General features: G+C 62.8%; 22 protein-coding genes and 1 pseudogene. 8 read left to right on the forward strand and 15 right to left on the reverse strand.

All coding sequences use genetic code 11. The features are described from left to right. Window positions 1-335: 335 nt before the first annotated feature. The 8 genes from ACVISU_RS09950 to deoC all read right to left on the reverse strand — a co-directional run bounded on the left by ACVISU_RS09950 (window position 336) and on the right by deoC (window position 9,694). Window positions 336-1,427, reverse strand: a complete 1,092-nt coding sequence (locus ACVISU_RS09950) for an ABC transporter ATP-binding protein (protein WP_456706816.1) — start codon at window positions 1,425-1,427, stop codon at window positions 336-338. An 80-nt stretch (window positions 1,428-1,507) separates the two neighbouring features. After that, window positions 1,508-2,965, reverse strand: coding sequence for an extracellular solute-binding protein (locus ACVISU_RS09955; protein WP_456710793.1), 1,458 nt, complete (start codon window positions 2,963-2,965; stop codon window positions 1,508-1,510). A gap of 31 nt (window positions 2,966-2,996) precedes the next feature. Continuing rightward, a complete protein-coding gene (locus ACVISU_RS09960) occupies window positions 2,997-4,034 on the reverse strand; it encodes a carbohydrate ABC transporter permease (RefSeq protein WP_456706817.1) in 1,038 nt (345 codons plus the stop codon). Then, a complete protein-coding gene (locus tag ACVISU_RS09965; protein ID WP_456706818.1) occupies window positions 4,031-4,906 on the reverse strand; it encodes a carbohydrate ABC transporter permease in 876 nt (291 codons plus the stop codon). The genes ACVISU_RS09960 and ACVISU_RS09965 overlap by 4 nt, the downstream gene beginning before the upstream one ends. Window positions 4,907-4,913: 7 nt before the next feature. Continuing rightward, window positions 4,914-5,837 (reverse strand): ribokinase, encoded by a 924-nt coding sequence (locus ACVISU_RS09970; RefSeq protein WP_456706819.1) that lies wholly within the window; start codon window positions 5,835-5,837, stop codon window positions 4,914-4,916. A gap of 4 nt (window positions 5,838-5,841) precedes the next feature. Beyond that, on the reverse strand, window positions 5,842-6,297 hold the full coding sequence (locus ACVISU_RS09975; protein WP_050401557.1) for an RbsD/FucU family protein: 456 nt from the start codon (window positions 6,295-6,297) through the stop codon (window positions 5,842-5,844). Window positions 6,298-6,378: 81 nt separating this feature from the next. Next, window positions 6,379-8,766, reverse strand: coding sequence for an aldehyde dehydrogenase family protein (locus tag ACVISU_RS09980; protein ID WP_456706820.1), 2,388 nt, complete (start codon window positions 8,764-8,766; stop codon window positions 6,379-6,381). A gap of 10 nt (window positions 8,767-8,776) precedes the next feature. Beyond that, window positions 8,777-9,694 (reverse strand): deoxyribose-phosphate aldolase, encoded by a 918-nt coding sequence (deoC, locus tag ACVISU_RS09985; protein WP_456706821.1) that lies wholly within the window; start codon window positions 9,692-9,694, stop codon window positions 8,777-8,779. 350 nt (window positions 9,695-10,044) lie between these two features. Here deoC and ACVISU_RS09990 point away from each other — a divergent pair, with 350 nt between their 5' ends. Next, window positions 10,045-10,839, forward strand: a complete 795-nt coding sequence (locus ACVISU_RS09990; RefSeq protein ID WP_050401560.1) for a DeoR/GlpR family DNA-binding transcription regulator — start codon at window positions 10,045-10,047, stop codon at window positions 10,837-10,839. Between the two features lie 80 nt (window positions 10,840-10,919). On the opposite strand, the gene ACVISU_RS09995 is transcribed toward ACVISU_RS09990, so the two are convergent. From ACVISU_RS09995 to ACVISU_RS10005, 3 genes are all read right to left on the reverse strand, one after another. Then, entirely contained in the window at window positions 10,920-12,071 is a 1,152-nt protein-coding gene (locus ACVISU_RS09995) for a substrate-binding domain-containing protein (protein WP_456706822.1), read from the reverse strand. Between the two features lie 74 nt (window positions 12,072-12,145). Further along, a complete protein-coding gene (locus tag ACVISU_RS10000) occupies window positions 12,146-13,138 on the reverse strand; it encodes an ABC transporter permease (RefSeq protein WP_050401562.1) in 993 nt (330 codons plus the stop codon). Continuing rightward, window positions 13,135-14,709 carry a sugar ABC transporter ATP-binding protein gene (locus ACVISU_RS10005; protein WP_456706823.1) on the reverse strand — a complete coding sequence of 525 codons (1,575 nt, stop codon included), beginning with the start codon at window positions 14,707-14,709 and terminating at the stop codon, window positions 13,135-13,137. The genes ACVISU_RS10000 and ACVISU_RS10005 overlap by 4 nt, the downstream gene beginning before the upstream one ends. A gap of 270 nt (window positions 14,710-14,979) precedes the next feature. On the opposite strand from ACVISU_RS10005, the gene ACVISU_RS10010 reads away from it, so the two are divergent. Next, the gene (locus ACVISU_RS10010; RefSeq protein ID WP_456706824.1) at window positions 14,980-16,812 is read left to right on the forward strand and encodes an outer membrane protein assembly factor BamB family protein; all 1,833 of its coding nucleotides are present in this window, start codon (window positions 14,980-14,982) and stop codon (window positions 16,810-16,812) included. A gap of 690 nt (window positions 16,813-17,502) precedes the next feature. On the opposite strand, the gene ACVISU_RS10015 is transcribed toward ACVISU_RS10010, so the two are convergent. Next, complete coding sequence (locus ACVISU_RS10015; RefSeq protein ID WP_157113680.1) at window positions 17,503-17,667, reverse strand: hypothetical protein; 165 nt, start codon at window positions 17,665-17,667, stop codon at window positions 17,503-17,505. A gap of 411 nt (window positions 17,668-18,078) precedes the next feature. On the opposite strand from ACVISU_RS10015, the gene ACVISU_RS10020 reads away from it, so the two are divergent. From ACVISU_RS10020 to ACVISU_RS10035, 4 genes are all read left to right on the forward strand, one after another. Beyond that, on the forward strand, window positions 18,079-18,201 hold the full coding sequence (locus tag ACVISU_RS10020) for a hypothetical protein (protein ID WP_456706825.1): 123 nt from the start codon (window positions 18,079-18,081) through the stop codon (window positions 18,199-18,201). A gap of 97 nt (window positions 18,202-18,298) precedes the next feature. After that, entirely contained in the window at window positions 18,299-18,520 is a 222-nt protein-coding gene (locus ACVISU_RS10025; protein ID WP_456706826.1) for a hypothetical protein, read from the forward strand. A 315-nt stretch (window positions 18,521-18,835) separates the two neighbouring features. Beyond that, window positions 18,836-19,066, forward strand: coding sequence for a hypothetical protein (locus ACVISU_RS10030; protein WP_456706827.1), 231 nt, complete (start codon window positions 18,836-18,838; stop codon window positions 19,064-19,066). Next, window positions 19,063-19,335 carry a hypothetical protein gene (locus tag ACVISU_RS10035; RefSeq protein WP_456706828.1) on the forward strand — a complete coding sequence of 91 codons (273 nt, stop codon included), beginning with the start codon at window positions 19,063-19,065 and terminating at the stop codon, window positions 19,333-19,335. The genes ACVISU_RS10030 and ACVISU_RS10035 overlap by 4 nt, the downstream gene beginning before the upstream one ends. Window positions 19,336-19,891: 556 nt before the next feature. Here ACVISU_RS10035 and ACVISU_RS10040 read toward each other — a convergent pair. Next, window positions 19,892-20,119, reverse strand: a complete 228-nt coding sequence (locus ACVISU_RS10040) for a hypothetical protein (RefSeq protein WP_456706829.1) — start codon at window positions 20,117-20,119, stop codon at window positions 19,892-19,894. 79 nt (window positions 20,120-20,198) lie between these two features. Here ACVISU_RS10040 and ACVISU_RS10045 point away from each other — a divergent pair, with 79 nt between their 5' ends. After that, window positions 20,199-20,354, forward strand: a complete 156-nt coding sequence (locus ACVISU_RS10045) for a hypothetical protein (RefSeq protein WP_456706830.1) — start codon at window positions 20,199-20,201, stop codon at window positions 20,352-20,354. A gap of 145 nt (window positions 20,355-20,499) precedes the next feature. On the opposite strand, the gene ACVISU_RS10050 is transcribed toward ACVISU_RS10045, so the two are convergent. Further along, window positions 20,500-20,703, reverse strand: a complete 204-nt coding sequence (locus ACVISU_RS10050; RefSeq protein ID WP_456706831.1) for a cold-shock protein — start codon at window positions 20,701-20,703, stop codon at window positions 20,500-20,502. 710 nt (window positions 20,704-21,413) lie between these two features. Here ACVISU_RS10050 and ACVISU_RS10055 point away from each other — a divergent pair. Then, complete coding sequence (locus tag ACVISU_RS10055) at window positions 21,414-21,689, forward strand: hypothetical protein (protein ID WP_456706832.1); 276 nt, start codon at window positions 21,414-21,416, stop codon at window positions 21,687-21,689. Window positions 21,690-22,432: 743 nt separating this feature from the next. Here the strand turns inward: ACVISU_RS10055 and ACVISU_RS10060 are convergent. Further along, window positions 22,433-22,864, reverse strand: a pseudogene (locus tag ACVISU_RS10060) (Ku protein); the annotation flags it as partial. Between the last annotated feature and the right edge of the window lie 1,618 nt (window positions 22,865-24,482).

Below are 24,482 nucleotides of genomic sequence, written 5' to 3' on the forward strand. Positions count from 1 at the left end.
GGCTCGTGCAGGTCATGCACGGGCAGTTTCGACGGATCAGGTGATAACATGGAAAACAATCGCGTCAGAAGCCGCCATGGGCGGCTCGCCGTGCGATTTCCGATGAAGCCGCCTCGATTCGCGCCCAGATGCAGGGCAGGAACCGATTCAGCCCATGTTCTGGTCAATTCGCCGGTAAAGCCCCCGTTGCGGCTCCGAGGGCGTTCGAACGCCCACTCTGGCTCGCCAGCCGGAGGTCAATCTCAGTCGTACCCTGCTCGGGGCCGAGCGTTATGTCCGGAGCGCTGGTCTCTTCTTTCCAGTGCCGGCAAGCCTGCTGCCGTTGCGAGAGCAGATCAGCAAATAGCCGCCCCTGACGTCTTGTCGAACAGATGCGTTCGCTCGAGATCGAGCGCGACGTCGATGACGTGATCCGGCTCGGCGGCGACGCCGACCGGCATCTGCGCCGTGAACGCGAATGCGCCGACGGTCCCGATCACGAGCGTGTGCGGCCCCAGCGGCTCCACGTCTTTCACGAGCAGGCGGATCGAAGAACCCGCCGGCGCGCCTTGCGGCAACACATGATCGGGCCGCACGCCGAGCACCACGGGCTTGCCGACGCTGCCCGCATAGGCTGCCTCTCGCGATTTGGGAAATCTCAACGCCGTACCGGACGGCTCGGTGAAGGTGAGCGCGCCGTCGCGGGCTACGATTTCGCCATGGATGAAATTCATGCTGGGCGCACCCATGAAGCCCGCGACGAACAGGTTAGAGGGCTTCTCGTAGATCGTGATCGGATCGGCGGCCTGCTCGATCCGGCCTTTGTTCATCACCACGACGCGATCGGCCATCGTCATGGCTTCGACCTGATCGTGCGTGACGTAGACAATGGTCTTGGCGAGCCGGCGATGCAGCGCCTTGATCTCGGTCCGCATCTCGATGCGGAGCTTGGCGTCGAGATTGGACAACGGCTCGTCGAACAGAAACACATCCGGGCTGCGCACGATGGCACGGCCGATCGCGACGCGCTGGCGCTGTCCGCCGGAAAGCTGCTTGGGCCGGCGTTGCAGATATTGCTCGAGGTCTAGGACGCGCGCCACGTCACCCACGGCCTTCTCGATGCTGGCGCGCGACTCGCCCCGCACCTTCATGCCATAGCCGATGTTCTCGCCGACCGTCATGTGCGGATAGAGCGCGTAGTTCTGGAACACCATCGCGCAGTTGCGCAGGCCCGGGCGCAACTGCGTGACGTCGCGGCTGCCGATGCGGATGGTCCCTTCGGTGACGGCCTCCAGTCCCGCAATCATGCGCAATGTCGTGGTCTTGCCGCAGCCGGACGGGCCGACCAGCACGACGAACTCCTCGTCGGCCACCTTGAGGTCGAGCCCTTCGATGATCTTGTAGGGTCCGTATGCCTTGCTGACGTTCTCGATCTCGACGTGCGCCATGGAATCCTTTTCCGTCCCTTCGACGGCAAGTCAAGTCCCGGATGAGGCTCGCGCATCATCCGGGACGCCTCGGTTGAAAGCTAGTTCTTGGGCGGCAGGCCCATCGCCGCACGATAGGCCGCGAGCTGCTTGGCCCGGCCGAACTCGTCGGTCAGCCGGTTCCACTCCTTGGCCATCGCATCGAGCGCCGCCTGCGGCGTGGTCTGGCCGGCCAGCGCCTTGCCGAGTTCGATCTCCACCACCTCGGTGTAGGAGAAGTAGCCCGGCAGCCGCATGTCGAGCGCGACGTTCTTGGCGTTGATGGAGTCCGACTGCGCGCCGAGATATTCCTTGGCCTCTTCCGGCGAGAATATCTTGCGCCACAGTTGCAGGTTGGCGGTGTGCGATTTGCGATAGGGATTGACGCCGCTGCCTCCGGTGATCGCCGCCTGGCCCGACACCTCGGGGCTCGTCAGCGTCTTGACGAAATCCCACGCCGCCTGCTGGTTCTTGCCGGCCTTCGGCACCGCGATCTGCCAGCCGCCGAATGCCATGAACGGGCCCGGAAGCACGCTCGGGAATTTGTCCCACTTCTTGGTCTTGGCGTTCCAGATCTCGTCCGAACCGGGCAGCATCGCCGAGCCGACCTTGCCCGAGATCTTCGACTGCTTCGGGTCGGCCGCGATGACACCCGTGTCGCCCCAGCCGATCGATTCCGCCACCTGGCCGCCGGCCACGGCAGCGTTCACCTCGCCGAACGAGAAGTTCAGCGCGTTGGGCGGCCCGAGCTTCGACGCGCGGATGTATTCCTCGAGCCCCTTCACCCAGCCCGGGTTGTTGATCTGCGCGTCCATCGTCTCGGGGTCGAAGAACATCGCGCCCGGATAGTTCGGATTGTTGGTGTAGGCGGCCGCGTGGCTGAAGAAGAACCAGAACTGCTGACCACCGCGGCGGAAGGCTTCCGCCGTTCCCCACAGGCCCTTGTCCGGCCGCTGGAAGAACTCCGCAATGTCGAGATACTGCTTCCAGGTCTTCGGCGGCGCGAGGTCGTAGCCGTATTTGGCCTTGAACGCGTCCTTTTCCTTGGGATCGCCGAACAGGTCGGTGCGGTAGGTATAGGTGTGGACGTCGCCGTCCATCGATTGCGAGTAGATCTTGCCTTCCCACACCATCAGCCGTTCGCGATAGGCCGGCTCGATGTCGTCCCAGTCCTTGCCGGACTGCATCTCTTTCGGCATCTCGCTGAGATAGGGAACGAAGTCGGGCAGCCAGGCCGGCGCGAAGCTGACGAGATCGAACGTCGCGTCCGACGCCGTGAGCGATGTCGCGATCTTCGGATAGAGCTCGGACCACGGAAACTCGACGACATTGACCTTGCCGCAGGTCTTCTTGGCCCATTCGTCAGCGCCAAGCTTGAGCGCGGAGGCGATATACGGTCCGGTCTGCGACGCCACCGTCAGGGTGACGCCGGTGTAATCCGGACTACAGGCCGCATTCGCCTGGCTCGCGGCACAGGCCATCGCCAGCGCGGTGGTCAGCATCAGGAACTTTCGTCGCAACATCGTCTCATCCTCCCTACACAGTTTTTTGCTATTTGATGGCCCCGAGCAGCAGGCCCGACCGCATCATCCGGCTGAGCAGGCCCGCCATGATCATCATGGGAACGATTGCGACGAGCGCCGCAGCCGAGATCGCCCACCATTCGTCGCCGCGCTGGCTGTTCTGTCCCGCCACCAGGATGGGCAGCGTCTGCCATCTGGAATTGGTCAGGAACAGCGCGAACAGGAACTCATTCCAGACGAAGGCCAGCGTGATCATGAACGTCGCCAGCAGCCCGTTCATCAACATCGGCATCACGATGCCGAAGAAGATGCGCCAGCTCGGCACGTTGTCGACCATCGCCGCCTCTTCGACCTCGATCGGCACCGCCTCGAAGAAATCGCGCATCAGCCAGACCACGATCGGCAGCGAGAAGGCGACGTAGCACAGCGTCAGGCCGACGAAGCTGTCGATCAACTGGAAGCCGAGCCGGCCGATCTCGCTGTAGAGCAGATACAGCGCAAAGGCGGTGACGATCGGCGGGAACATGCGCTGGCTGACGAACCAGAACAGGATGTCCTCATTGCCGAGGATCGGCCCGGGCAACGGCAGCCGATTGGCGACGACGGCAGCGACCAGCGCGATCGGAAACGCGAGCAACAAAGCCTGCGGGCGGGTGAATCCGAACGTCGCGTTGAACAGCAGATAGCCGCCGAGCGCGAGCACGAAGAACACGAGCCCCGCACCAAGGCGGACCTTGAATTCGAACCGCACCAGCGCGTAGGCCGCCATCGCGCCAATCGCGGTCGCGATTGCCGCCGCCGACAGGCCCACGATCGTCGAGTTGAGGAAGGTCCGGAAGAACTCGCCGCGGATCCCCTGATAGAGATCGATGAAGGGCTGCAAGGTCGGCGTGAAGTCGATGAACGGCAGATAGGTCGGCCCGCCGACCACGCCCGGCGGCGTCTTGAACGCGGTCACCACCACCCAATAGAGCGGGAATACTGTGATCAGGCACCAGAGGAAAACGCCGACGGCGACAACGCGGCGGCTCCATGGCGACAGTCCGGTCAAGCCATGTCCGCTCATCGGCGCTTCTCCAGATGCGGCCGCAGCAGCGCCAGATAGGCGACGCCGATGATCGTGATCGCAATCAGGAACAGGAAGCTGAGCGCCGACGTGTAGCCGAGATTGAACTTCTTGAAGCCCTCCTGATAGGCGAACAGGGTCAGCGTCTCGGTGTCGACGCCCGGCCCGCCGCCCGTCATCACGAACACCGTGTCCATGATCTTGTAGCTCTCGATCAGGCGGATGAAGACGATCGCGGCCGAGATCGGCAGCAGCATCGGAAAGGTGATGCCCCAGAACTGCTGCCAGGCGCTGGCATTCTCGAGCTCGGCGGCCTCATAGACGTCTTCGGGAAGCGTCTGCAGACCGGCCAGCATCATCAGGATCACGAACGGGGTCCATTGCCAGACCTCGACCGCGATGATGCAGGCGAGCGCCCAATGTCCATTGGTGAGGAACGGCAGGTTGACCAGACCGAACTTCGACAGCAGCTGGTTGAGCGGCCCCATCGTCGGGTTGAACATCATGCGCGCGACCAGCGCGACCGCGACGGGCGCGAGCAGCATCGGCAGCAGCAGGGCGACACGAAACAGCCGTTCGCCCGGCACCCGCGCATTCAGCGCCAGGGCGACGCCGAAACCGATCGCGTATTGCAAGGCGACCGCGATGAAGGCGATCAGCGTCGTCGTGAATAGCGCACTCCAGAACCGCGGCTCCTGCAACAGCGTGGCATAATTGCCGAGCCAGACCACCCGCGGCGGGATCGGCGGAATCAGGCGATAGCTCAGGAAGCTCGTGGTGAGCGAATAGATCAGCGGAAAGATCGAGATCGCCAGCACGACGAGCACCGCCGGCCAGATGAAGACATGCTTGATCGGATCGTTCCGCATCATCGCGCGATCATCCCTTCAGCAGCGCGTCGATCTCCGCGCGCTGCGGCATAGCGGGCGCGGTGCCCGGCCGCGTCACCGAGATGCCGGCCGTGGCCGACCCGAACCGCGCGGCCTCGAGCGGGTCAGCACCGTCCGCGAGCGCCGCCGCGAAGCCGCCGACGAAGGCGTCCCCCGCGCCGGTGGTCTCGACCACCTTGCCGGCGGCAAACGGCGGCACGTGCAGCGAGCGGTCCCGCGCATGAAACAACGCGCCGCGCTCGCCGAGTGTGATCAACGCCGTTCCGGCGCCTTTCGCCAGCAAGGCATCGCCGGCGCGGCGGGCGCCGGCGAGATCGCTCACCGCAATGCCGGTCAACCCTTCAGCTTCGGTCTCGTTAGGAACGACATAATCGCAGAGCGCAAACAGGCTGCTATCGAACTTGATGGCCGGCGCCGGGTTGAACACCGTGATGCTGCCGGCGGCGCGCGCGATCTCGAGCCCGCGCCGCGCCGCATCGACCGGTTGCTCGAGCTGGGTCACGAACACGCTGGAGTCGCGGATGGCGTCCGCCACCGCATCGACATCGGCCGGACCGATCCCGCCCGCTGCGCCCGGCACCACGATGATCGCATTATCGCCGCGTGTCTCGTGGACGTAGATGAATGCCGCGCCGGTCGGCGCGTCCGCCGTCCTGGCGACGCGCGGCCGGATTCCCTCGACCTCCCAGGTCTTGATCGCAAGCTCGCCGAAAGCGTCGCTGCCGATCCGCGAGATGAAGCTCACGCTGGCACCGGCCCGTGCGGCCGCGACAGCCTGGTTGGATCCCTTGCCGCCGGGCCCCATCGCGAATCCCGAGCCGGCGATGGTCTCGCCGATCGCCGGCATGTTGCCGGCGCGGAACGCGAGGTCGACGACGAAGACGCCGAGGACGGCGACGCCTTTCTTGCTCATGTTGTCACTCCCCGTCCGGCGCGATGACGCCCTTGCTGAACAGGAAGCAGCCGTAGAAGCGCCGCTCGCCGGTCGCGATCACGCAATAGGCCGCCTTGGCCTTCTCGTAGAATGCATGGCGCTCGACGCCGACCAGCGGCCATGATCGTCCTTCGGCGCGATCGATCGCGGCCTGCACCTCGCGCTGCACGGCGGGCACTTCCTGAGGCTGCCCGACGATCTCCATGCGAACAGCGGCATCGTCCACGAATGTATCGAGCGGCATCACGGAGAGAACGGCTTCGACCGCCTTGGCGGCACTCACATTATCGATGCGCAGCAGCCGGCCGAGCACGCTCTGACGCGCGATCGAGTCGGCCGGGAAATTGGTGTCGCACACCACCAGGCGATCGCCGTGCCCCATCGCCCGCAGGGCATAGAGCACGTCGGCATTGAGCAGTGGATTGATGCCCTTGAGCATGTTGCGTCCCTCCCTTGTCTTCAAAATCGCCGGACTCTGACGGTCCGGATCCCTCAATCGTATCACCGTCGCGAGACGCCTCTAGTCACCATACGGAATCCAGATGTTCTTCACCTGCACCGCATGGCGGAGCAGGATCGGCCCCTCGCTCGCCGCCTTGTCGTACCAGTCGATCGCGTGGCCGTGATCGACCAGCGTGCGCTTGAGATTGCCGATCGAGTATCGTTCGGCCGCCGTCGAGGCGTCCTGCGATCCGAACGCCCAGAGCGCGTCGACATCGTCATGCTCGGCAAGGACCTTGACCAGCTCATTGCGGTCACCGGTGACGATGTTGACCACGCCGCCCGGCACGTCCGAGGTCTCGAGCACCTGGTAGAAGTCGGTTGCGGCGAGCGGATGCCGCTCGCTCGGTACAGCGACGACCCGGTTGCCCATCGCAATCAGCGGCGCCACGAGGCTGATGAAGGCAAGCAGCGGCGCCTCGTCTGGACAGGCGACACCGACCACGCCGATCGGCTCATGCATCGCCAGCGCCACGCCGCGCAGCGGCGGCGCATGGATGGCCCCTTCGAATTTGTCCGCCCAGGCGCCATAGCTGAACAGCCGCTCGATGCTGGCATCGACTTCCGCGCGCGCCTTTGCTGCCGAAATGCCGGTCATGTCGGCGATGCGCCGGGCGAACTCGTCGTCGCGCGCGGAGAGATTCTCGGCAAGGTAGTAGAGGATCTGGGCACGATTATGCGACGTCGCCCGCGCCCAGCCCTCGGCGGAGCGCGCCGCGGCCACAGCATTGCGGATATCCTTGCGATTGCCCTCGCCGGCTTCGCCGAGACGCCGGCCCTTCGGCGAGAGCACCGCGCGCGAATAATTGCCGTCCGGACGCACCTGCTTGCCGCCAACGAACAGTTTTGCGGTCCTATCGATCGGCGGCACGTCAAATCCGGCGCCAGCAGCGGACGCCGTCGGCAGCGGCGATGCCTTGGCCCGCGCCTTGCGCCCGCTCCAGGCCTTCGGCTTGAGATACTCGTACATGCCTTCACGACCGCCCTCGCGGCCGAAGCCGGACTCGCGATAGCCGCCGAAGCCGACGCTGGCGTCGAACAGGTTGGTCGCATTGACCCAGACCACGCCCGCCAGCAGTTTCGGCGCGATGTCGAGCGCAAGCCCGATCGTCTCGCTCCACACGCTCGCGGCAAGGCCGTAGCGCGTGTTGTTGGCGAGCATCACGGCCTCGTCCGGCGTGCGGAATGTCATCGCCACCAGCACCGGCCCGAAAATCTCCTCGGTCGCAACCGTCGAGGATGGGTGCACGTTCCAGAGCAGGGTCGGCGGATAGAAGCATCCTTCCGCCGGGAGCGCGGCGGACGCCTGATATTTCTCGGCGCCCTCCTTCACCCCGGTCTCGACCAATGCCTTGATCCGCTCGAGCTGCACGGGGGCGACCACCGCGCCCATGTCGATCGCCTTGTCGAGCGGCATGCCGACGCGAAGCGTCTCCATGCGGCGGATCAGCCGCCTGCGGAAGGTCTCCGCAATGCCTTCCTGGAGCAGCAGCCGCGAGCCGGCGCAGCAGACCTGGCCCTGGTTGAACCAGATGGCGTCGACCACGCCTTCCACCGCGCCATCGATATCGGCATCGTCGAACACGATGAACGGCGACTTGCCGCCGAGCTCCAGCGTCAGCGATTTTCCGGTCCCTGCGGTCGACTGGCGGATCAGCCGCCCGACCTCGGTCGAGCCTGTGAAGGCGATCTTATCGACACCGGGACTTTCTACCAGCAGTGCACCCGTCGCGCCGTCGCCGGTGACGACGTTGAGCACGCCCGGCGGTAGCCCGGCGTCCGCAGACAGTTCGGCGAACAGCAGCGCGGTGAGCGAGGTGAACTCCGCCGGCTTCAGCACCACGGTGTTGCCCGCGGCGAGCGCCGGCGCGATTTTCCAGGCCAGCATCAGCAGCGGGAAATTCCACGGAATGATCTGGCCGATCACGCCGATCGGCACCTGATCGGCGAATTCACGGTCCTGCAACTGCGCCCAGCCCGCGTGATAGTAGAAATGACGCGCGGCGAGCGGCACGTCGAGATCGCGAGTTTCGCGGATCGGCTTGCCGTTGTCGATCGCCTCCAGCACGGCGAACAGCCGGGCGTGACGCTGCAGCATCCGCGCCAACGCATAGAGATGACGCGCGCGGCCGTGACCGCCAAGCTTGGCCCACGCGACTTGCGCGGTGCGCGCGGCGCTGACCGCCGCCTCGACATCGGTAGCGTCGCCCTGCGCGATGCGCGCCAGCGTCTTGCCGGTGGCAGGCTCGCTTGTCGTGAGATGTTTGCTCGCATGCGGCGCTGTGAACTTGCCGGCGATGAAATGCCCGAACGTGGCGCCATGTCGCGCCAGCCAGGCGCGCGCCTCGCCATCCGCCTCGGGCGCGGGGCCATACTCCATGGTCTCGAAATAGTTTGCGACGCTCATCGCTGGAGTCTCATCCCACGGGGTGGCGGTTGAAAGCCGAGTAGCGGCCGGTCACATGATGCTCGAGCTGCCGCTCGATGTCGGCGAGCAGGCTGGAGGCGCCGATGCGGAACAGATCCGGCTCGAGCCAGTCGCGCCCCAATTCCTCCTTCATCAGGAACTGGTAGGTGAGCACGTCCTTTGCCGTCGAGATGCCGCCGGCCGGCTTGAAGCCGATCTTGTAGCCGGTGCGCTCCTGATAGATCCGGATCATCCGCAGCATCGCCAGCGTCACCGGCAGCGTCGCGTTCACGCCCTCCTTGCCGGTGGAGGTCTTGATGAAGTCGGCACCGGCCATCATGCAGACCATCGAGGCCTTGGCGACATTGCGCAGCGTCTTGAGGTCGCCCGTGGCCAGGATCGTCTTCAGATGCGCGTTGTCGCAGACCGCGCGGAAATCCCGGACCTCGGCGTAAAGCGCCCGCCAATCGCCGGTCAGCACGTGCTCGCGCGTGATGACGATGTCGATCTCCTGCGCGCCGTCGCGGACTGAGGCCTCGATCTCCTTCAGCTTCAGCTCATGCGGCACGAGGCCTGCGGGAAACCCGGTCGAGACCGCAGCGACCGGGATGCCGGATCCATGGAGCGCTTCGACAGCTGCGCCGACGAACCGATGGTAGACACACACTGCGCCGGTATGCAGGGCGCGCCCGACAAAGCCGAGCTTCTCCATGACATCGCCGCGCACGGGCGCCTTGGCCTTGGCGCAGAGGCGCTTGACCCGCTCGGTCGTATCGTCGCCGTTGAGCGTCGTCAGGTCGATGCAGGTGACTGCCTTGAGCAGCCACGCCGCCTGCGCGTCCTTCTTCACGGTTCGCCGGCCCGGCAGGCTCGCAACCCGGCGTTCGGCGGCCGACAGGTTGATCCTGATGTCGTCGATCCAGTCCATCTCTAACGCACGGCCGCTGTTGCGCGGCAGCGGAGGAATATGCTCGCCTCCCGGGGAAGGCGATTGCACGGCCAACGGGGATGGATTTTGTATGAAGACGCTTTGCGTCATGGCGGCGCCGTGCAGTCCTAGCGAATCGACGGGGCGGCCAGATAGATTGAATGTGCCGATCGCAACATGTGATCCTCCTCTGACCTTGCCGCGGGCTTTGCCGCATGCCGAGAACGACGTCGTCTCGTCACCGGATCAGCCCGCCCGGACTGGATGTTATTATTATAACAAATCGACGTTGCTAAACTCACAACATTGTAAGATCATTGTCAATCGGATAAGCAAGCTCGGCGAACAAAATGGCTGAAACTTCCAACGCACGACCAAGCGAGACACGCGTCCAGCGCCTGCAGAGGCTGCGCCGCGCCGTCGAATCGAGTGGCGCGCTGCATCTGAAGGACGCCGCCGAGCTTCTCAAGGTTTCCGAAATGACGGTGCGGCGCGACCTTGCCGGTCCGGAAGCCGCACTCGCCTTGCTCGGCGGCTACGTCGTCAATGCCGCGTCGCCGACCGGGATCAAGTACACGTTCGAGCAGGAGATCGACCAGCACACCCAGGACAAGCGTCTCGCCTGTCGGGCTGCCGCCGCCTCCATCAAGGAAGGCGATACGATCTTCATCGACTGCGGCACCACGATGCAATCGCTGGCGGACTGCCTGCCCGAGGATCTGCCGCTCTCGGTGATCTGCTATTCGATGAACGTGGCCTCGATCGTGACGCGGCGGCCGGCCACGCAGGTGATGCTGATGGGCGGGCTCTACCATCCCTCGTCGCAGTCGTTTGCATCGGACGACGGCCTGTCCTATCTGCGGCGGCTCGGCATCAACAAGGCCTTCATCTCCGCCGGCGGCGTGCACTGGACCCGCGGCGCGAGCTGCTCGAATTTTCACGAAGTCGCCGTCAAGCAGGCCGTCATCGAGACCGCGATGGAGAGCATCCTCGTCATCGACGCGAGCAAGCTCGGCAGCCTCAAATCGGCGTTCTTCTCCGATATCGGCGCGTTCTCGCGGATCATCGTCGGTGGCGCGGCGTCAGCGGACATGCGCAAGCACTTCCGCAGCCTTCCCGTCGAGTACGTCACCAGCGCAACCTGACCCGGGCGGGGGCTGGCACGCCCGGATCAGGCTGCATACGATGCGCGGGCTCGCGGGACCACGCATCGAACTCCTTCGGCTTAGTTGCAGGCCGGCTTCGCCTTGTTGCAGACGTCGGTCAGCTCCGGCGGCGGCTCCTTCTTGAACACCGTCTTGTAGGATTCCAGCACATTGGACTGCGTCACCGGCAGCGACTGCACGCCGACCCAGGCCGGCGTTTCCTTGCCCAGCAACGCATTCATCATCGCCATCGCCTCCGCGACGCCCTGATCATAGGGGCGTTGCGACCCGGTCGCCTTCAGCGGCCCGCCTTTGGCGATCTCGATCGCCGATTGCAAGCCGAGGTCGACGGTCGTGACGGGAATGTCGATGCCCTGCGCGCGCATCGAGCTCAGCGTATCGAGCGCCGGCTGATCCCAGACCGCGTACAGGCCCTTGATGTCAGGATTGCCGGTGAGGAAGTCACCCGCGATCTGCGACACTTTCGGAGGGTCGGTGAAGTCGACCTGCTTCATCTTGATGTCGGGACGGTTCTTCTGCATCCACTCGCGGATGCCCTTGGTGCGCTCGTTGGTGCTGAAATAGACGACACCGAAATTGACGAGGCCGATGGTGCCGCCCTGCGGCATGCAGGAGGCCAGGATCTGGGCTGCGATTTGCCCGTTGCCCAAATTGTCCGCCGAAATCATCGAGGCGTATTCCTCGGGATGTTTCAGACCGGTCGGAATGCTGTCCATCAGCACCAGCTTGATGCCGGCCTTGGCGACCTTCTTGTAGGTCGGTGCGGTCGCGGTGAAATCGACCGGAATCGAGATGATGCCGTCCGGATGCTGCTGGATGGTGTTCTCGATGTCGGCGATCTGCTTGTCGACCTGATATTCGGCAGATGCGACGCCGGTCACCGTCACGCCGTACTTCTTCAGCGTATCGGTGATGCCCTGGATCTGCAGCTGCGCCCAGTCGAGGTTGACGGTCTGCATCGAGATGCCGACCTTGAAATGCTTCTCCTTGACCTTGGCGGCGTCGGCGTCCGACAGCGCGAGCACCTCGGGCGAGGCAGCCTTCTCGCCGTGCGGCCCCTGGCCGACGATCGATTTCGGTCCAAGCGTCGCGAGATCGACGCCCTTGACGCAGGTTGCCGGCACTTCGGCGCGCGCCGAGGGGGCGATCGAAATGGCCGTCGCCGCGATCAGCGCGGTCAGCGGCAGGGTTTGTCGCAAGATTGGCTTCATTGTTTCCTCCCTTTTTTGGTCGCCGATTGACCGGAGGCCGGCGACCTTGCCCCTACACTTTTCCGGGTCGTGCTCTAGCGCTTCGTGAAGGCGACCGCGGCGACGATGATCGCTCCCTTGATGACTAGCTGCAGCGGCGAGCTGACGCCGAGCAGCACGAGGCCGTTATTGAGCGTGCCGATGATTAGGCTGCCGAACAGCGTTCCGAGGATGTAGCCGCGCCCGCCGAACAGGCTGCAGCCGCCGAGGATCACGGCGGCAATGACGTCGAGCTCCATGCCCTGCACGACGTCGGGCCGCGCGGCGTGCGAGCGCGCGGACAGCACCAGCGCCGCAAGCCCGGCCAGCGCGCCGGTCAGCACAAAGGCCGCGGTCGTCACCCATTTGGTGTTGATGCCGGAATAGAGCGCTGCGGTCGGATTGCCGCCGACCGCATAGATGCGACGGCCGAACACGTTGTAGTGCAGCAGCAGGATGCCGACGATCATCGCCACCAGCGTCCAGGCGATCGGAACCGGTATGCCCAAAAACGTGCCTTCGCCGAAGATTGCGAAATAGGTCTCGTTGGTGATGATGACCGGCTTGGTGTTGGTCACCATCATCGCCAGCCCCCGCGCCATGCTCAGCGATCCCAGCGTGACCAGGAAGGACGGGATCGAGAGCTGCGTGGTCAGGATGCCGTTGAGCAGCCCGACCAGCGCGCCGGTGCCGAGCCCGGCGGCGGCGCCGACGATCCAGCTGTTGCTGATCTGGCTCATGGCGAGCGCAGCCGCCATGCCCGACAGCGCCAGTGTCGATGCGACCGACAGATCGATCTGACGTGCGATGATCACGAATGTCATGCCGACCGCGATGATCGACACCAGCGTGGTCTGGCGTCCGATATTCAGGAAATTGTCCACCGACAGGAACCACGGCGATGACAGGCTGAACACGACCAGCAGCACGACGAAGGCAAGGTACAGCATGTAGGGGCGCTCGCCCCGCAGCAGATTCTGCAACAGCTTGCGGCGCCGATCGGTTCGGGTCGACGCGGCGACGACATTGGGCGCGGTGAGTTCGGTCATGCGGGCAGCTCTTGCAATACGCCTTGTCCTGAAGCCTGGTAGATCTGCAGGAGATGATGCAGCTCTTCGGCATCATCGATCTCGCCGCGATTGAGCGTCCGCGCCACGCGTCCGTTGACGATCACGGAGATGCGGTCGCAGAGTTCGATCAATTCGACGAGATCCGACGAGACGATCAGGACTCCAGTCCCTTCGCGGGCGGCATTGCGGATCACGCCGTAGATTTCCTCGCGGGCGCCGACGTCGACGCCGACCGTCGGCTCGTCGAGCAGCAGCACGCGCGGCCGTGGATCGTTCCATTTTCCGAACACGACCTTCTGCTGGTTGCCGCCGGACAGCGTCCTGACCAGGCTGGACGCACCTTGCGCCTTCACCGAAAGCCGCGCGACGGCCGTTTCCGCACGCCGCGCGGCGGCGCGTTGCTGCATGAAGCCCCAGCGCGAGAAATGCGGAATCCGCGGCAACGTGATGTTGCGTTCGATCGAATGATCGAGGACCAGGCCCTGCACATGCCGATCCTCGGGCACCAGCGCGACGCCCTGTTCGATCGCATCCGCAGCGCTCTTCGGCAGCCACGGCCGGCCGTCGATCTCGAGCGTGCCGCTCCCGGCCGGCCGAAGCCCGAAGATGGTCTCCAGTACCTCCGTGCGCCCGCTGCCGATCAAACCGGCAAGGCCGTGGATTTCACCCTTCATCACCGACAAGTCAACGGCGGACAGCCGGTCGTTGGAGACGCCCGACAGGGACAGAACCGGCGCTGAATCGAACGTGCGCGCTGCCGCTGGTGCGGCCCGCGATACTGCCGGCGCCGACCGATCGGTTCCGATGATGGCATTCACCAGCCGCTTCATGTCGGTATCGGCAGTGACGAAGGTGCCGGCATTGGCGCCGTCGCGCAGCACCGTGACACGCTGCGAGATCTCGAACACCTCGTTGAGCCGATGCGTCACGTAGATCACGCCGACGCCGCGGCGCGTCGCCTTGCCGATCGCATCGAACAGGATGCGGACCTCATCCGAGGTCAGCGAGGAGGTCGGCTCATCGAGGATCAACAGCCGCACCTCGCCCATCAACGCCTTGGCGATCTCCGTCATCTGGCGATAGGCGAACGGCAGGGAGCCGACCGTCGCCTTGGTATCGAGCGGAATGCCGAGCTCGCTCAGGAACGTCTCGGCCCTGGTCATCAGCTCGCGCTTGCGGACAAAGCCGAACCGCGCACGCGGCTCGCGGCCGAGCAGCAGATTGTCGGCGACGCTCAGGGACTCGACGAGACTGAGGTCCTGATAGACGACGGCGATCCCCGCCTCGCGCGATCTTGCCGGGCTGTCGAACGTCGCGGCTCTGCCCGCGATCTCGATCGTGCCGCTGTCGGCGGCATGAACACCGCTGAGGATCTTGATCAGCGTGGATTTTCCGGCGCCGTTCTCGCCCAGCAGCGCGTGAACCTCGCCGGAGACGACCTCGAGGTTGACGTCGCGCAGCGCGCGCACGCCGCCGAAGCGCTTGTTGATGCCACCGACCATCAAGAGCGACGCCGACGGCCGGGGCTCTGCCGCGATCGAACCGGACAATTCCATCCTCCTCCCGTCGCCCGCGCGAGACGCTGATGCGATGATGACATCGTGTTATTTTTGCAACTTATTGTGTTATAATTCTATCACATCGGGTGGGCTGTCCATGGGAGATCGCGCCGTCGGGCGCCCGATTTGGGGACCGGCCGGTGGCGATCAGGCCCGGCACCCCCGACACACGCGAGCGGCCTCCCCATGCACAGTGGAAGCCGGCAGGTTGTGCTAGGCTGCCGTCGCTCACCTCATCAAAGCCAATACCGGTGCATCACGATGAAACTGAGTGCCGCGATTGCCGTCGCCCTGATCTCGCCTTGCCTTCCTGCGACGGCGCAGCAAGGCGGAGCCGCGCTCTACGCACAACGCTGCGCGCAGTGTCACGACAGCAGCAACACCGATATCCGCGCCCCGAGCCGCACCGCGCTGCAATCGAAGTCGTTCGATGAGGTTCTCGGTGCGATCACCACCGGTGCGATGGCATCCTTCGCGCAGGGGCTGACCAATGACGAGAGGGCGGCGATCGCCTCGCTCGTCACCGGCAAGACTGCCTCGCAGGCGTCGGCCGACAGTGCAGGCCAATGCGCGCAGGGCGAGGCCGGTTTCCCGCAGCCGATCGACGGACCACGGTGGAACGGCTGGGGCGTGGATCTCAGCAACAGCCGGTTTCAGCCGGCGGCGATGGCCGGCCTCGCGCCAGACCAGGTCCCGCGGCTGCGTCTGAAGTGGGCGTTCGGGTTTCCTGACACGTCGGTCGCCTTCGCTCAGCCGACGGTCATCGGCGGCTTGCTGTTCGTCGGCGGCGGCGACCGCAAGGTGCACGCCCTCGATGCCAAAACCGGATGCACCCGCTGGGTGTTTCCGACCGACGCACCGGTCAGGGCGGCCATCAGTTTTGCGCCGATGAAAAACGGCCAGTCCGCGATTTTCTTCGGCGATGTGCTCGCCAACGTCTACGCGGTGAATGCGACGACCGGTGCGCTGATCTGGAAAAGCAAGGTCGAGGATCATCCGGCTGCCCGGATCACCGGTGCGCCAACCTTCTATTCCGGCGTCGTCTATCTCGGGGTGTCATCGATCGAGGAGGCCACGGGGTCCCGGCCAACCTACCAATGCTGCACGTTTCGCGGCAGCGTCGTTGCGCTGAAGGCCGAAACCGGCGCGCAGATATGGAAGACCTACAGCATTTCAGAAGCTCCGCATCCCACCCGGACCAACGCCATCGGGACCCAGCTCTTCGGTCCGGCCGGCGCGTCGGTCTGGTCCGCACCGACGATCGATGTGGAGCGCCAGGCGCTCTATGTCGCGACATCGAACAGCTATGCCGATCCGGCGACCGACACCAGCGATGCCATCCTCGCGCTTGATCTCGCGACCGGGCGAATGCTTTGGCATCAGCAGGCAACACCCAAGGACAGCTTCGTCGTCGCGTGCTTCGGCACCGACCAGAGCAACTGTCCGCAGGACCGCGGCCCCGACCACGATTTCGGACAATCGCCCATCCTGGTGACCTTGCATGACGGTCAACGCGAGCTGGTCATCGGCCAGAAATCCGGCGTCGTACATGCACTCGATCCCGACCATGAGGGCAAGATCCTGTGGCAGACGCGGATCGGCCAAGGTGGCCCGTTGGGAGGGACCGAATGGGGCTCCGCCGCGGACCAGGACCGAATCTATGTCGCCAATTCCGACGTGCGGTTTTTGAGAGACGGCTCGAGGCGCCTCAGCTCGAGCGAAGGCGGCGGCCTGTTCGGACTCGATCTTGCGACCGGGAAAATCGAAATGCAGGTGGCGCCGGTTGCCTGCGGCGACCGCCCCCAATGTAGCCCCGCCCTCTCCGCAGCGGTCACTCTCATTCCCGGCGTCGTCTTCTCGGGCGGCGTGAGCGGCTTCCTGCGCGCCTATGCCACCGATGATGCGCGGCTGCTTTGGGAGATCGACACCGCGCGCGACTATACGACGGTGAATGGTGTTCCGGCCCGTGGCGGCGCCATGGACGGGCCCGGATCGGTCGTCGTCGACGGCATGCTGTATGTCAATTCAGGCTATGCGCAATGGGGCGGCCTGCCCGGCAACGTGCTGCTGGCCTTCGAGGTCGGCACGCCCTGACAACTGCTATTTTCGGATTTGCGCTGGCACGTTGAGCACTACTCGCGACGGACTATTCGTGCTTTGATGTCGGCCAGGATCGGCTGATAGATCCGACGGGAGGCCTTCTGGTGCTTGGTGACGTGCTACGCAACATCACGTCAGGGGCCGCTTACTCCGCGCCCAACAATCGTCCCTTGTCAGGTTCCGAGCGCCGTAGAATCGGAGCGGCTCGCTGTTGCGATTCCCCGATAGCAGGGACATGTCTCACGAGATCGACCGACATGGCTGCCGCGCCACAAATCGACGCGCATGTCGTTGCGCGCAAAAAACACAGAAACTATAAGTGCTTGGAAAGATGGTCGGAGTGGCAGGATTCGAACCTGCGACCCCTGCGTCCCGAACGTAATCAGCGGTCGAAAAAATCAACAAAAACAATGAAGGTCGATCCTGATTGACCACCTTTATCGCTGTTTGTTCACGGGGTTTCGGTGGTCAATCGGTGGTTGGCGTCGGATCTTAAACCAGCGAAACCGACGGTGTGCATAACGATCCGTCGGAGGTTCGAGTCGCTAGAGCGCTACCGCCTTTCCCCACACCAACCAACCTGCCGTACATCATCCGATCGTGTGCGTGAGGCCATTCGTAACTTCGTAACGCGCGAGCGAATTCGAGATCCCCAGCATGGTCGGTTTTCTTCTATTCACTTGCCTAGTCGCTTATCGCCTTTTCAATCTCGACAGCCACTTGCCTAAAGTGAGCCGCCAGGCGTTCGTATAGCTCGCGCTTTTTATCGTCCGTAGCGCTCATAGCGATCTGGTGCGCCAGATCGGCTTCAGCGCGAAGCTTCTTCACGCTCGATACCATGTCTTCCATGGCGTTTTCCTGCACGCTAGGAGCGACCAGTTCGCCTTGATAAGAAACGGCCTCTCCTTTGGCTGGCTTCAGGACATGAGGAGGAAGAAGGCCGCGCTCACGGCGAGCCCCATCAGCCCGAAGCTGAGCACCACGTATTCAACAACCTCAATCTGATCGAACATACGCTTTAGTCTGCGCCGCTTGGCAGGCGACCGCATTTAAGTATGCACGTCAGCGTTGTTGCTGTAACGGGTAACTAGTTCGCTTAAAATCGACTACTGCGATTCACATAGTGAAATGACCGCGGCGCTCGCCAAATGCCCCAATGTGCAGATTGCATGTGTCAATTGGGGTATCCAGTGAATTACGCTGAACTGCCTATGCAGGCCAGGTTCCTCGTTCGAATTGGAACCACCGGCTGGATGGTTTATGACCGAGAAGGGCCCCGCTCTTCTCAAGAACGGCGATATCGCCGAGAAACTTACCAAGGAGCAGGCCGAACTCATTAAAGGGCGCCTCGTTCTCCAGCAGCACCGGCACGAGGGAAAATGAAGCAGACTTCGCGTCGCCCGGCCACCTCGCCCTCTACCACGGTGAGCGCTTCCTGCACTGGATCAGACTCGCGTCCGGCGATGGCGCGGAGCTTCGAGTGAGCGAATTGGCTTCGGTCTCGCTGAAGAACTTGGCCCCCTATGCGATGATCGCTACAGGTTTCGTGATGGTGCTGGCCGGCCTGATTGCCCGATCGCGGCAGAAGCGATTTGAGGCAGAGCTGGAGAAGACGGAGCCGAGACCACCGGGACAGAAGCCACTAAAGAAGGTGGCACCCGTTCCGCGTTCATCGAACGCGAAGACAATCGACGCCGATTAGGGCGCCGGGCAAGTCTTAGAGGATCAGGGCTGAAGACAGGCCGTAGTACGGCCGTCGCAGACATGCCGACGGATTCTCGACCTATCCCAGGTCCGTGAGATCGATGCACAAAAACGGCGCGCTGGCAGCATTCTAGAACGACGTTCTCCGACTTCAAGATTATGTGCTGACTCGCATAGGATTCTTTGCCTGCTCCGCCAGATCCTTTGCAGGATCGCAGCGTCCTCCGGCTGGCCAGACCCCTGCGTCAGGGTATCGAATGGAACAGCACGGGGCAGTCCGAGTTCATCCGCATGAAAGGCCAGGAGCCCTCCCGTGCCCGTCACAATGGCATGCGCGAAAAATCTCGAACTCATCGCTCTGCGCGAGCTGCGCAGTCTCCCGGGCGGAGAGCATGTCTGCCACGTCGAAATCATCCCCTCCGGGACTGATTGGACTTTGGTGCCCGTCATGCGTGATGGCGCCGATCAAGCGCAGGTCCTCATCTCGGCAAAGGCCACCGAACTGCGGCTGAAGCAGCGGTACTCGGTCCGATTCGATTGGTGAGCGACACGATTTCATTGCAGCGTCTCCCGCCGAGCAACGGCTGGTTCGAGTACCACGAGAGCGGAACCTTCGTGAGGATGCTCAAGCCAGGCAGATCTCCTGGCCTGACAAGAAACGGCCCCAGCGAGGGGCCGATGTTGATGGCATCGAAGTTGCGCTCGTTCATTGTCTATGCTCCGTACGAAAGGGCGGTTGCGGCGGCGCGCGAGCGCTTCGGACGTCTTGACAGTTTGTCAACAACGCAGGCTGCATTAACTACCGCCCTCTGAGACTACCCGCGAAGCGAGGGAAAAAGTCATGGCTATCAATGTGACGGGCTATTTCCTGTTCTCAACAGAGGCCGTATGACTGCGTTCCCCCGCTGCAAGACGCGGCGCGCGGACCACGCCAGCTGAACGCTTCTCGGCCGCCCTCCAGGGATCCGCATCGCGATAGCTGGAACGGTTTTATGGCGATGTCCAGGTCGGCTGGATCAGGCAACGCGCAGGCGTAGGTCGTCGCGTTCGAGACCCAGGTACTGTGCCGATCGGCGTGTTAGAAGTTGCCGGGTTTCGCGCGATCACCACCGCGCCTGCATCAGCTCGATTGCATGATGAGACCGCCGTTTGTCCGCAGCGAAGATATCACCGCGACTTGGCCGGCTCAGCGTGCTGTGGATACGTAGCGCCAAAACGGCCCGTCCATTTGGGACGAGCCGCTTCTGATCAAATGGCACTAGTGCATGTGAACTAACCAGTATCCAGCACCGCCAACAACAATAAGCGTGGGAATCCCCCACAATAAGATTACGGGCATTCCTATGCCTCCACTATGGGTGATCCAGGTTTACTGCTCAGTGCAGACCTTGGTGGTCTTCACCGCGGACTCAGCTTCCGTCTTCGTCTTGTAAACGCCATCGCCCACTACAGTCGTGGTTGTGGTCGTCGGCTTGGTGTCGACGACCGTGCACTTCTTGGTGCTGGCATCGCGCACGATGTAGAACTCAGCTGCGCTGGCTGCCTGCGTAGCAAATGCGAAAGCTGCGAGGGCACCGCATACAACGAGTTTCTTCATTTCAGTTCTCCTCCAATGGACGTCAAAGTAGTCATTGCGAAACAGCGACCTGGGCCCAAGGTTCCAGATTTTCCCGATAATGGTAAATGAAGTCGGGCGCTCGCTGGACGGCTGGCGGGACGTGCCCGCGGACGACGAAGCTTGGCTGCTGCGGCAAGCGCATTATCATTTTAACGAGAACGCCCGCTCGGCGGCACTAGCGGCGGCCGCCGGCGTCATCGTCTTGAATGATTAGTTGGAATAACCCACAATCTACCCACAAAAAGAAGCGACCCCAGCGCGGGGAGCGCCAGGGCCGTTGAAAGCTCCCGGTCGGGGGGGGCGATCTTCGCGGGAGCATAAGTATGACTCCCGGCATTGCCACTTGTTCCTGATGACGTTCAGCCCACCCTGAGGTTTTCAGCTGATGTCTTGCCGCGGTTTTCCCGCTCTTCGTAGCTGACCTTTGCTCCCTCGTTGAGAGTGCTCAGTCCCGCCTTCTCGACCGCTGAAATGTGTACGAACACGTCCTTGCCGCCGCTGTCGGGCTGGATAAATCCAAATCCTTTGACTGGATTGAACCATTTCACGGTACCTGTCGCCACGTCGCTCTCTCCCTTTAAAATGGTGAATGGTGGTAGAGCCTAAGTCGACAGCGCGGCCATCTGCAAGAAAAACCGGCCGAGCGTGACCCCGGCCGGCTATCGACCTCTGGCAGGCCCTTCAATTTAGGCAGCGCCACCCGGGAACAAGTGGCAATGCTGAGAGTCATCTGGCGCTTGGGAATTTTCAGGGCCCAGGTTTTGGAGTGAACGCCGCCGGGCATGTATTTCTGAGACCGGCGGCGTTTTTTCCTGTTGCCGAAAAACGATGTTGCTTCCTTGCAATTCACTTCCGGCCGAGATGAGGCCGATAGCAAATCAGCAAGCAGATCGGCGCAGGCTCCTCGAAGGGACGGGACTGATCTGGGGAATAGTTGAGTACAGTCTCGTTTCGGAGGAGCTGGCGCTTAGGCCCTGGCGTCGGCTCCTCTCTTAGAGGCTGTGTGAGTGAGGCAACAGCCATTTCGCTGTAAGCCTGCTAGGTAACGGAGACTGGGAATTTCAGAGCCCCAGTGGGGGGAATGACGGGCGCGGCCGGGACAAACCATTTCGGGCCCTGCGGCGTACTTTTTTGGATCAGCATGTTCCAAAGAGGCCCGACTTCGGGCTAGGGCCATGACAAGACCCTGCTCGACTCCGAGGCCCCAACCGTGCGTCTCGGAACTAGCGGCGCGATCCCGGGTTGAGGCAAATTGATTGATTAGGAGAAACCTATGCTCAGGATCGCTGCGGCGCTATCTCTATCGCTGCTCATTTCACCAGCACTTGCTGACGACAAAGGGGTCGATTCCACTGCCCTGCAGGAATGCAAGCCTATCGGACAATCTGCCAAGGGTGAGCTCATTTACGGCATGGACTGCGCCGCGCTCAAGCCGGAGAACAAGGTCGAGGTGCTACCGAACATGCCCCCCACCAATATGAAGGACACTGTGATCCCAAAGGCTGGCGGGGCGCAAATCCTGAAAACACGCCGACCACTGGCGAAGTGAAATAAGCGACGCCGATGCGCCACGTCGAAGGCGGCTGGAAGATTATGCAGTGGAGCGTTGAGGAGGAATAGAAACTCCTCGAACTCCCGCAGGCAGGGTAAAACCATGCGCGAGATCGCACAGAGCCTTGGGCGTACCGAAGCATCCTTGCAGACACCGCAAGCTCACCGCACCACGTCGGATACAGGAACTCCAGCCTTCAAAATCCTCTCTCAGGCCCTTGAAGAAGGGATCCCGAGCCTTCCCCTCGTCTGCTTGGGCCCGATACTCGATCTGCGCCATTAGCCAGGGGGCTCGACGCAACGCCTCGTGTGCGATGCGCCCGGTGAAGGGTTGCGTCTTGCGGATCAGCGACTTGAGAAGCCCGCCAAGGTCAAGGTCTCCCGCTGCGCGCACGTCACTTTCACCCAATCCCGATTACGTCCGGCTGGGTGTCGGCTATCATCCAAGAACCAATTAGCTGCACTAACCTTCAGCTCACCTACCAGAGGATCATTATGCGATTTACATTTCTAGCTCTGGCGCTAACGACTATCGCACCCTCCGGGGCAATGGCGACCACATGCTCTGCGGCCGTGCAGAAATGCATTTCAGCCGCTGGCGGCAAAAACATTGAGGCGGGCTGCAAACAAGCCGGTGAGACCTGCATGAAGACAGGAACGTTTGTCGGTCCTGTGACTGGTAAAGTTTGGAACAACCTACTGAAGAAGTGAGCAGTTCCTTTGGGTAGGAGAACCTCCGGCTCACCCGGCCTTGCGCTTCTTGGCCGGGGCCTTCTTGGCCGCCTTAGCGGGCTTCTGAGCGGCCTTGGCTGGCGTTCTCGCTCCGTTGTCGATGCTCTTCTTGAGCGCATCCATGGCGTCTACAACGTTGCTGGGAGCCTGCCTCTTAGCAGCCCTCACCGGCAAGCCCTTCTGCTTCGCATTGAGCAGCTCCGTCAGCGCAGCCTCATAATGATCCTCGAACTTGTCGGGCTCGAAGTGGCCTGACTTCTGCTCGACGATGTGCTTCGCCAGATCGAGCATATCCTTGGTGATCTTCACGTCTTGAACGTCGTCGAAATACTCGGCCGAGTCGCGAACCTCGTAGGGATAGCGCAGCAGCATGCCCATGAGCCCCTTCTCGCGAGCTTCAAGGGCGATGACGTGCTCCCGGTTCGTCAGGACGACGCGCGCTCACCAAATTGTTGGGTTGGACGCCGAAGGTCCCGCTGCGCGAGGGCTTGCAGTCGCTGCATGCCTGGCTCGACGGCCGGTTCGGGCCATCCGTCGTACACAAGGGAGCCTCGGCATGACCCGCGTTGCTCTGATCAATCCGAATTGGAATTTCGACGATGGTCGGTATGCCGGGCAGCGCTTGCACGTAGGGGCCGCGTGGCACATGGACCGTTGCACGTGCGGCCGCGAACGCCGCAGGCGCACGATGTGCCGGCAACCAGCCGCAATAATCCATGCCCGCCGCCTCGATCACACGCAATGCGGCCTCCGAGTAGCGCACGCCGTGAATTTCGCCGCGCAATCCCAGCTGTGACGCAGGGGAGATGAGGAATTCGTCGGTTGCGCGCTCTCCATCGCCCCAAATTTCCGATCCAGACCACGTCGTTCCGTCGCGGGATGCGCGGCATCGGCCGATAGAGACTGGTTACCGGCACGCGGGAGCTTCATGGCCTTCCCCAACGCCTTCGCCGCATTTAACGACCTCCTTCTGAAATGCCGTGTCCTGCGCGAGCGCCTGATGCGAGGTCGCATAGGGCTCCCTCTACCGAGAGCATTGCCGGTTTTTCCCAATCCAGGGAACGAACTGATACCTGCGACGTTCACGGCTTGAAACAAACGTGGAATGGCTGGGATGGGCGCTGGTGATCAGTTTGCATGCATGTCGGTGGTGGCTTTTTTCTCTCTAGCCCTGATCGTAACCTCCGGCCTATTTGTGCAATCGAGAGCCGCAAAGAGCCTCACGTTGCCGGCTGCCCAACACGTCCGGGCGCCGCTCTAGCGCGAGTCTTCCATTATGTCTGCTGTCACAAACTATGCGTGCCACATGGTAACCTTCGAAACGACATTCTTCGCTTAGGCTCGGACGCAAACGTTAGCTCCGGCGCAGCCGAGGAACTGCACCGGAGCCATTGGGGAAGTTGATTGTGTGCCAAGCACAGGCCATCAACCGCGGCACGGGCCGACAGTTCCCAGCTGAGTTGCATATTATTCCCGAAAGCCAGCAACAGCCTTGAATCCGAAGTGTTGGCGCACGGGGAAAGGTTGCGAGTGAGGAGTGATGACATGAAACTGATTGGCAGAACGACCGTCGGCGCGATTCTTGGGGCGGCTTCCTGGTTGCCTCCGCGATGAGCGCATCTGCTGTGATCGTATGCTCTGGGCAAGTGTGCTGGCACACCCACTAGGTTGGGATTATCCGAGGGGCCCTCGCGTCGTTGTCCACGAGGACAAGCTGCGGTGGAGACCGCACGGACGGTTCACTTTCCGCGAGCACGAGGGTCGCGGCTATTGGCGCGGGCGACAGGTAGATCGCTTTGTAGTCAGTTTACCGGTTAGACGAAGAGGCCGCCAAGCGGTGGCCTCTTTTCGGCGAGAAAGACGCCAGGAACGATTGCCGCTTTTTCCCGTTAGTCGGCGCCGGTGCCGATATGCGGTCCGGAATTATGGACGGTTTGATGCCTCTGTTTCGATACTTGCTGTTTACAAGCGCGATGCTGCTCGGTTTGCTGTTTGTCGCGGATTGGTACTTTCCGGCACCACCAGCTGCCGTTGCCCTCAACGACATCGACCGCGCAAC

Source organism: Bradyrhizobium sp. USDA 4452 (assembly GCF_054063575.1).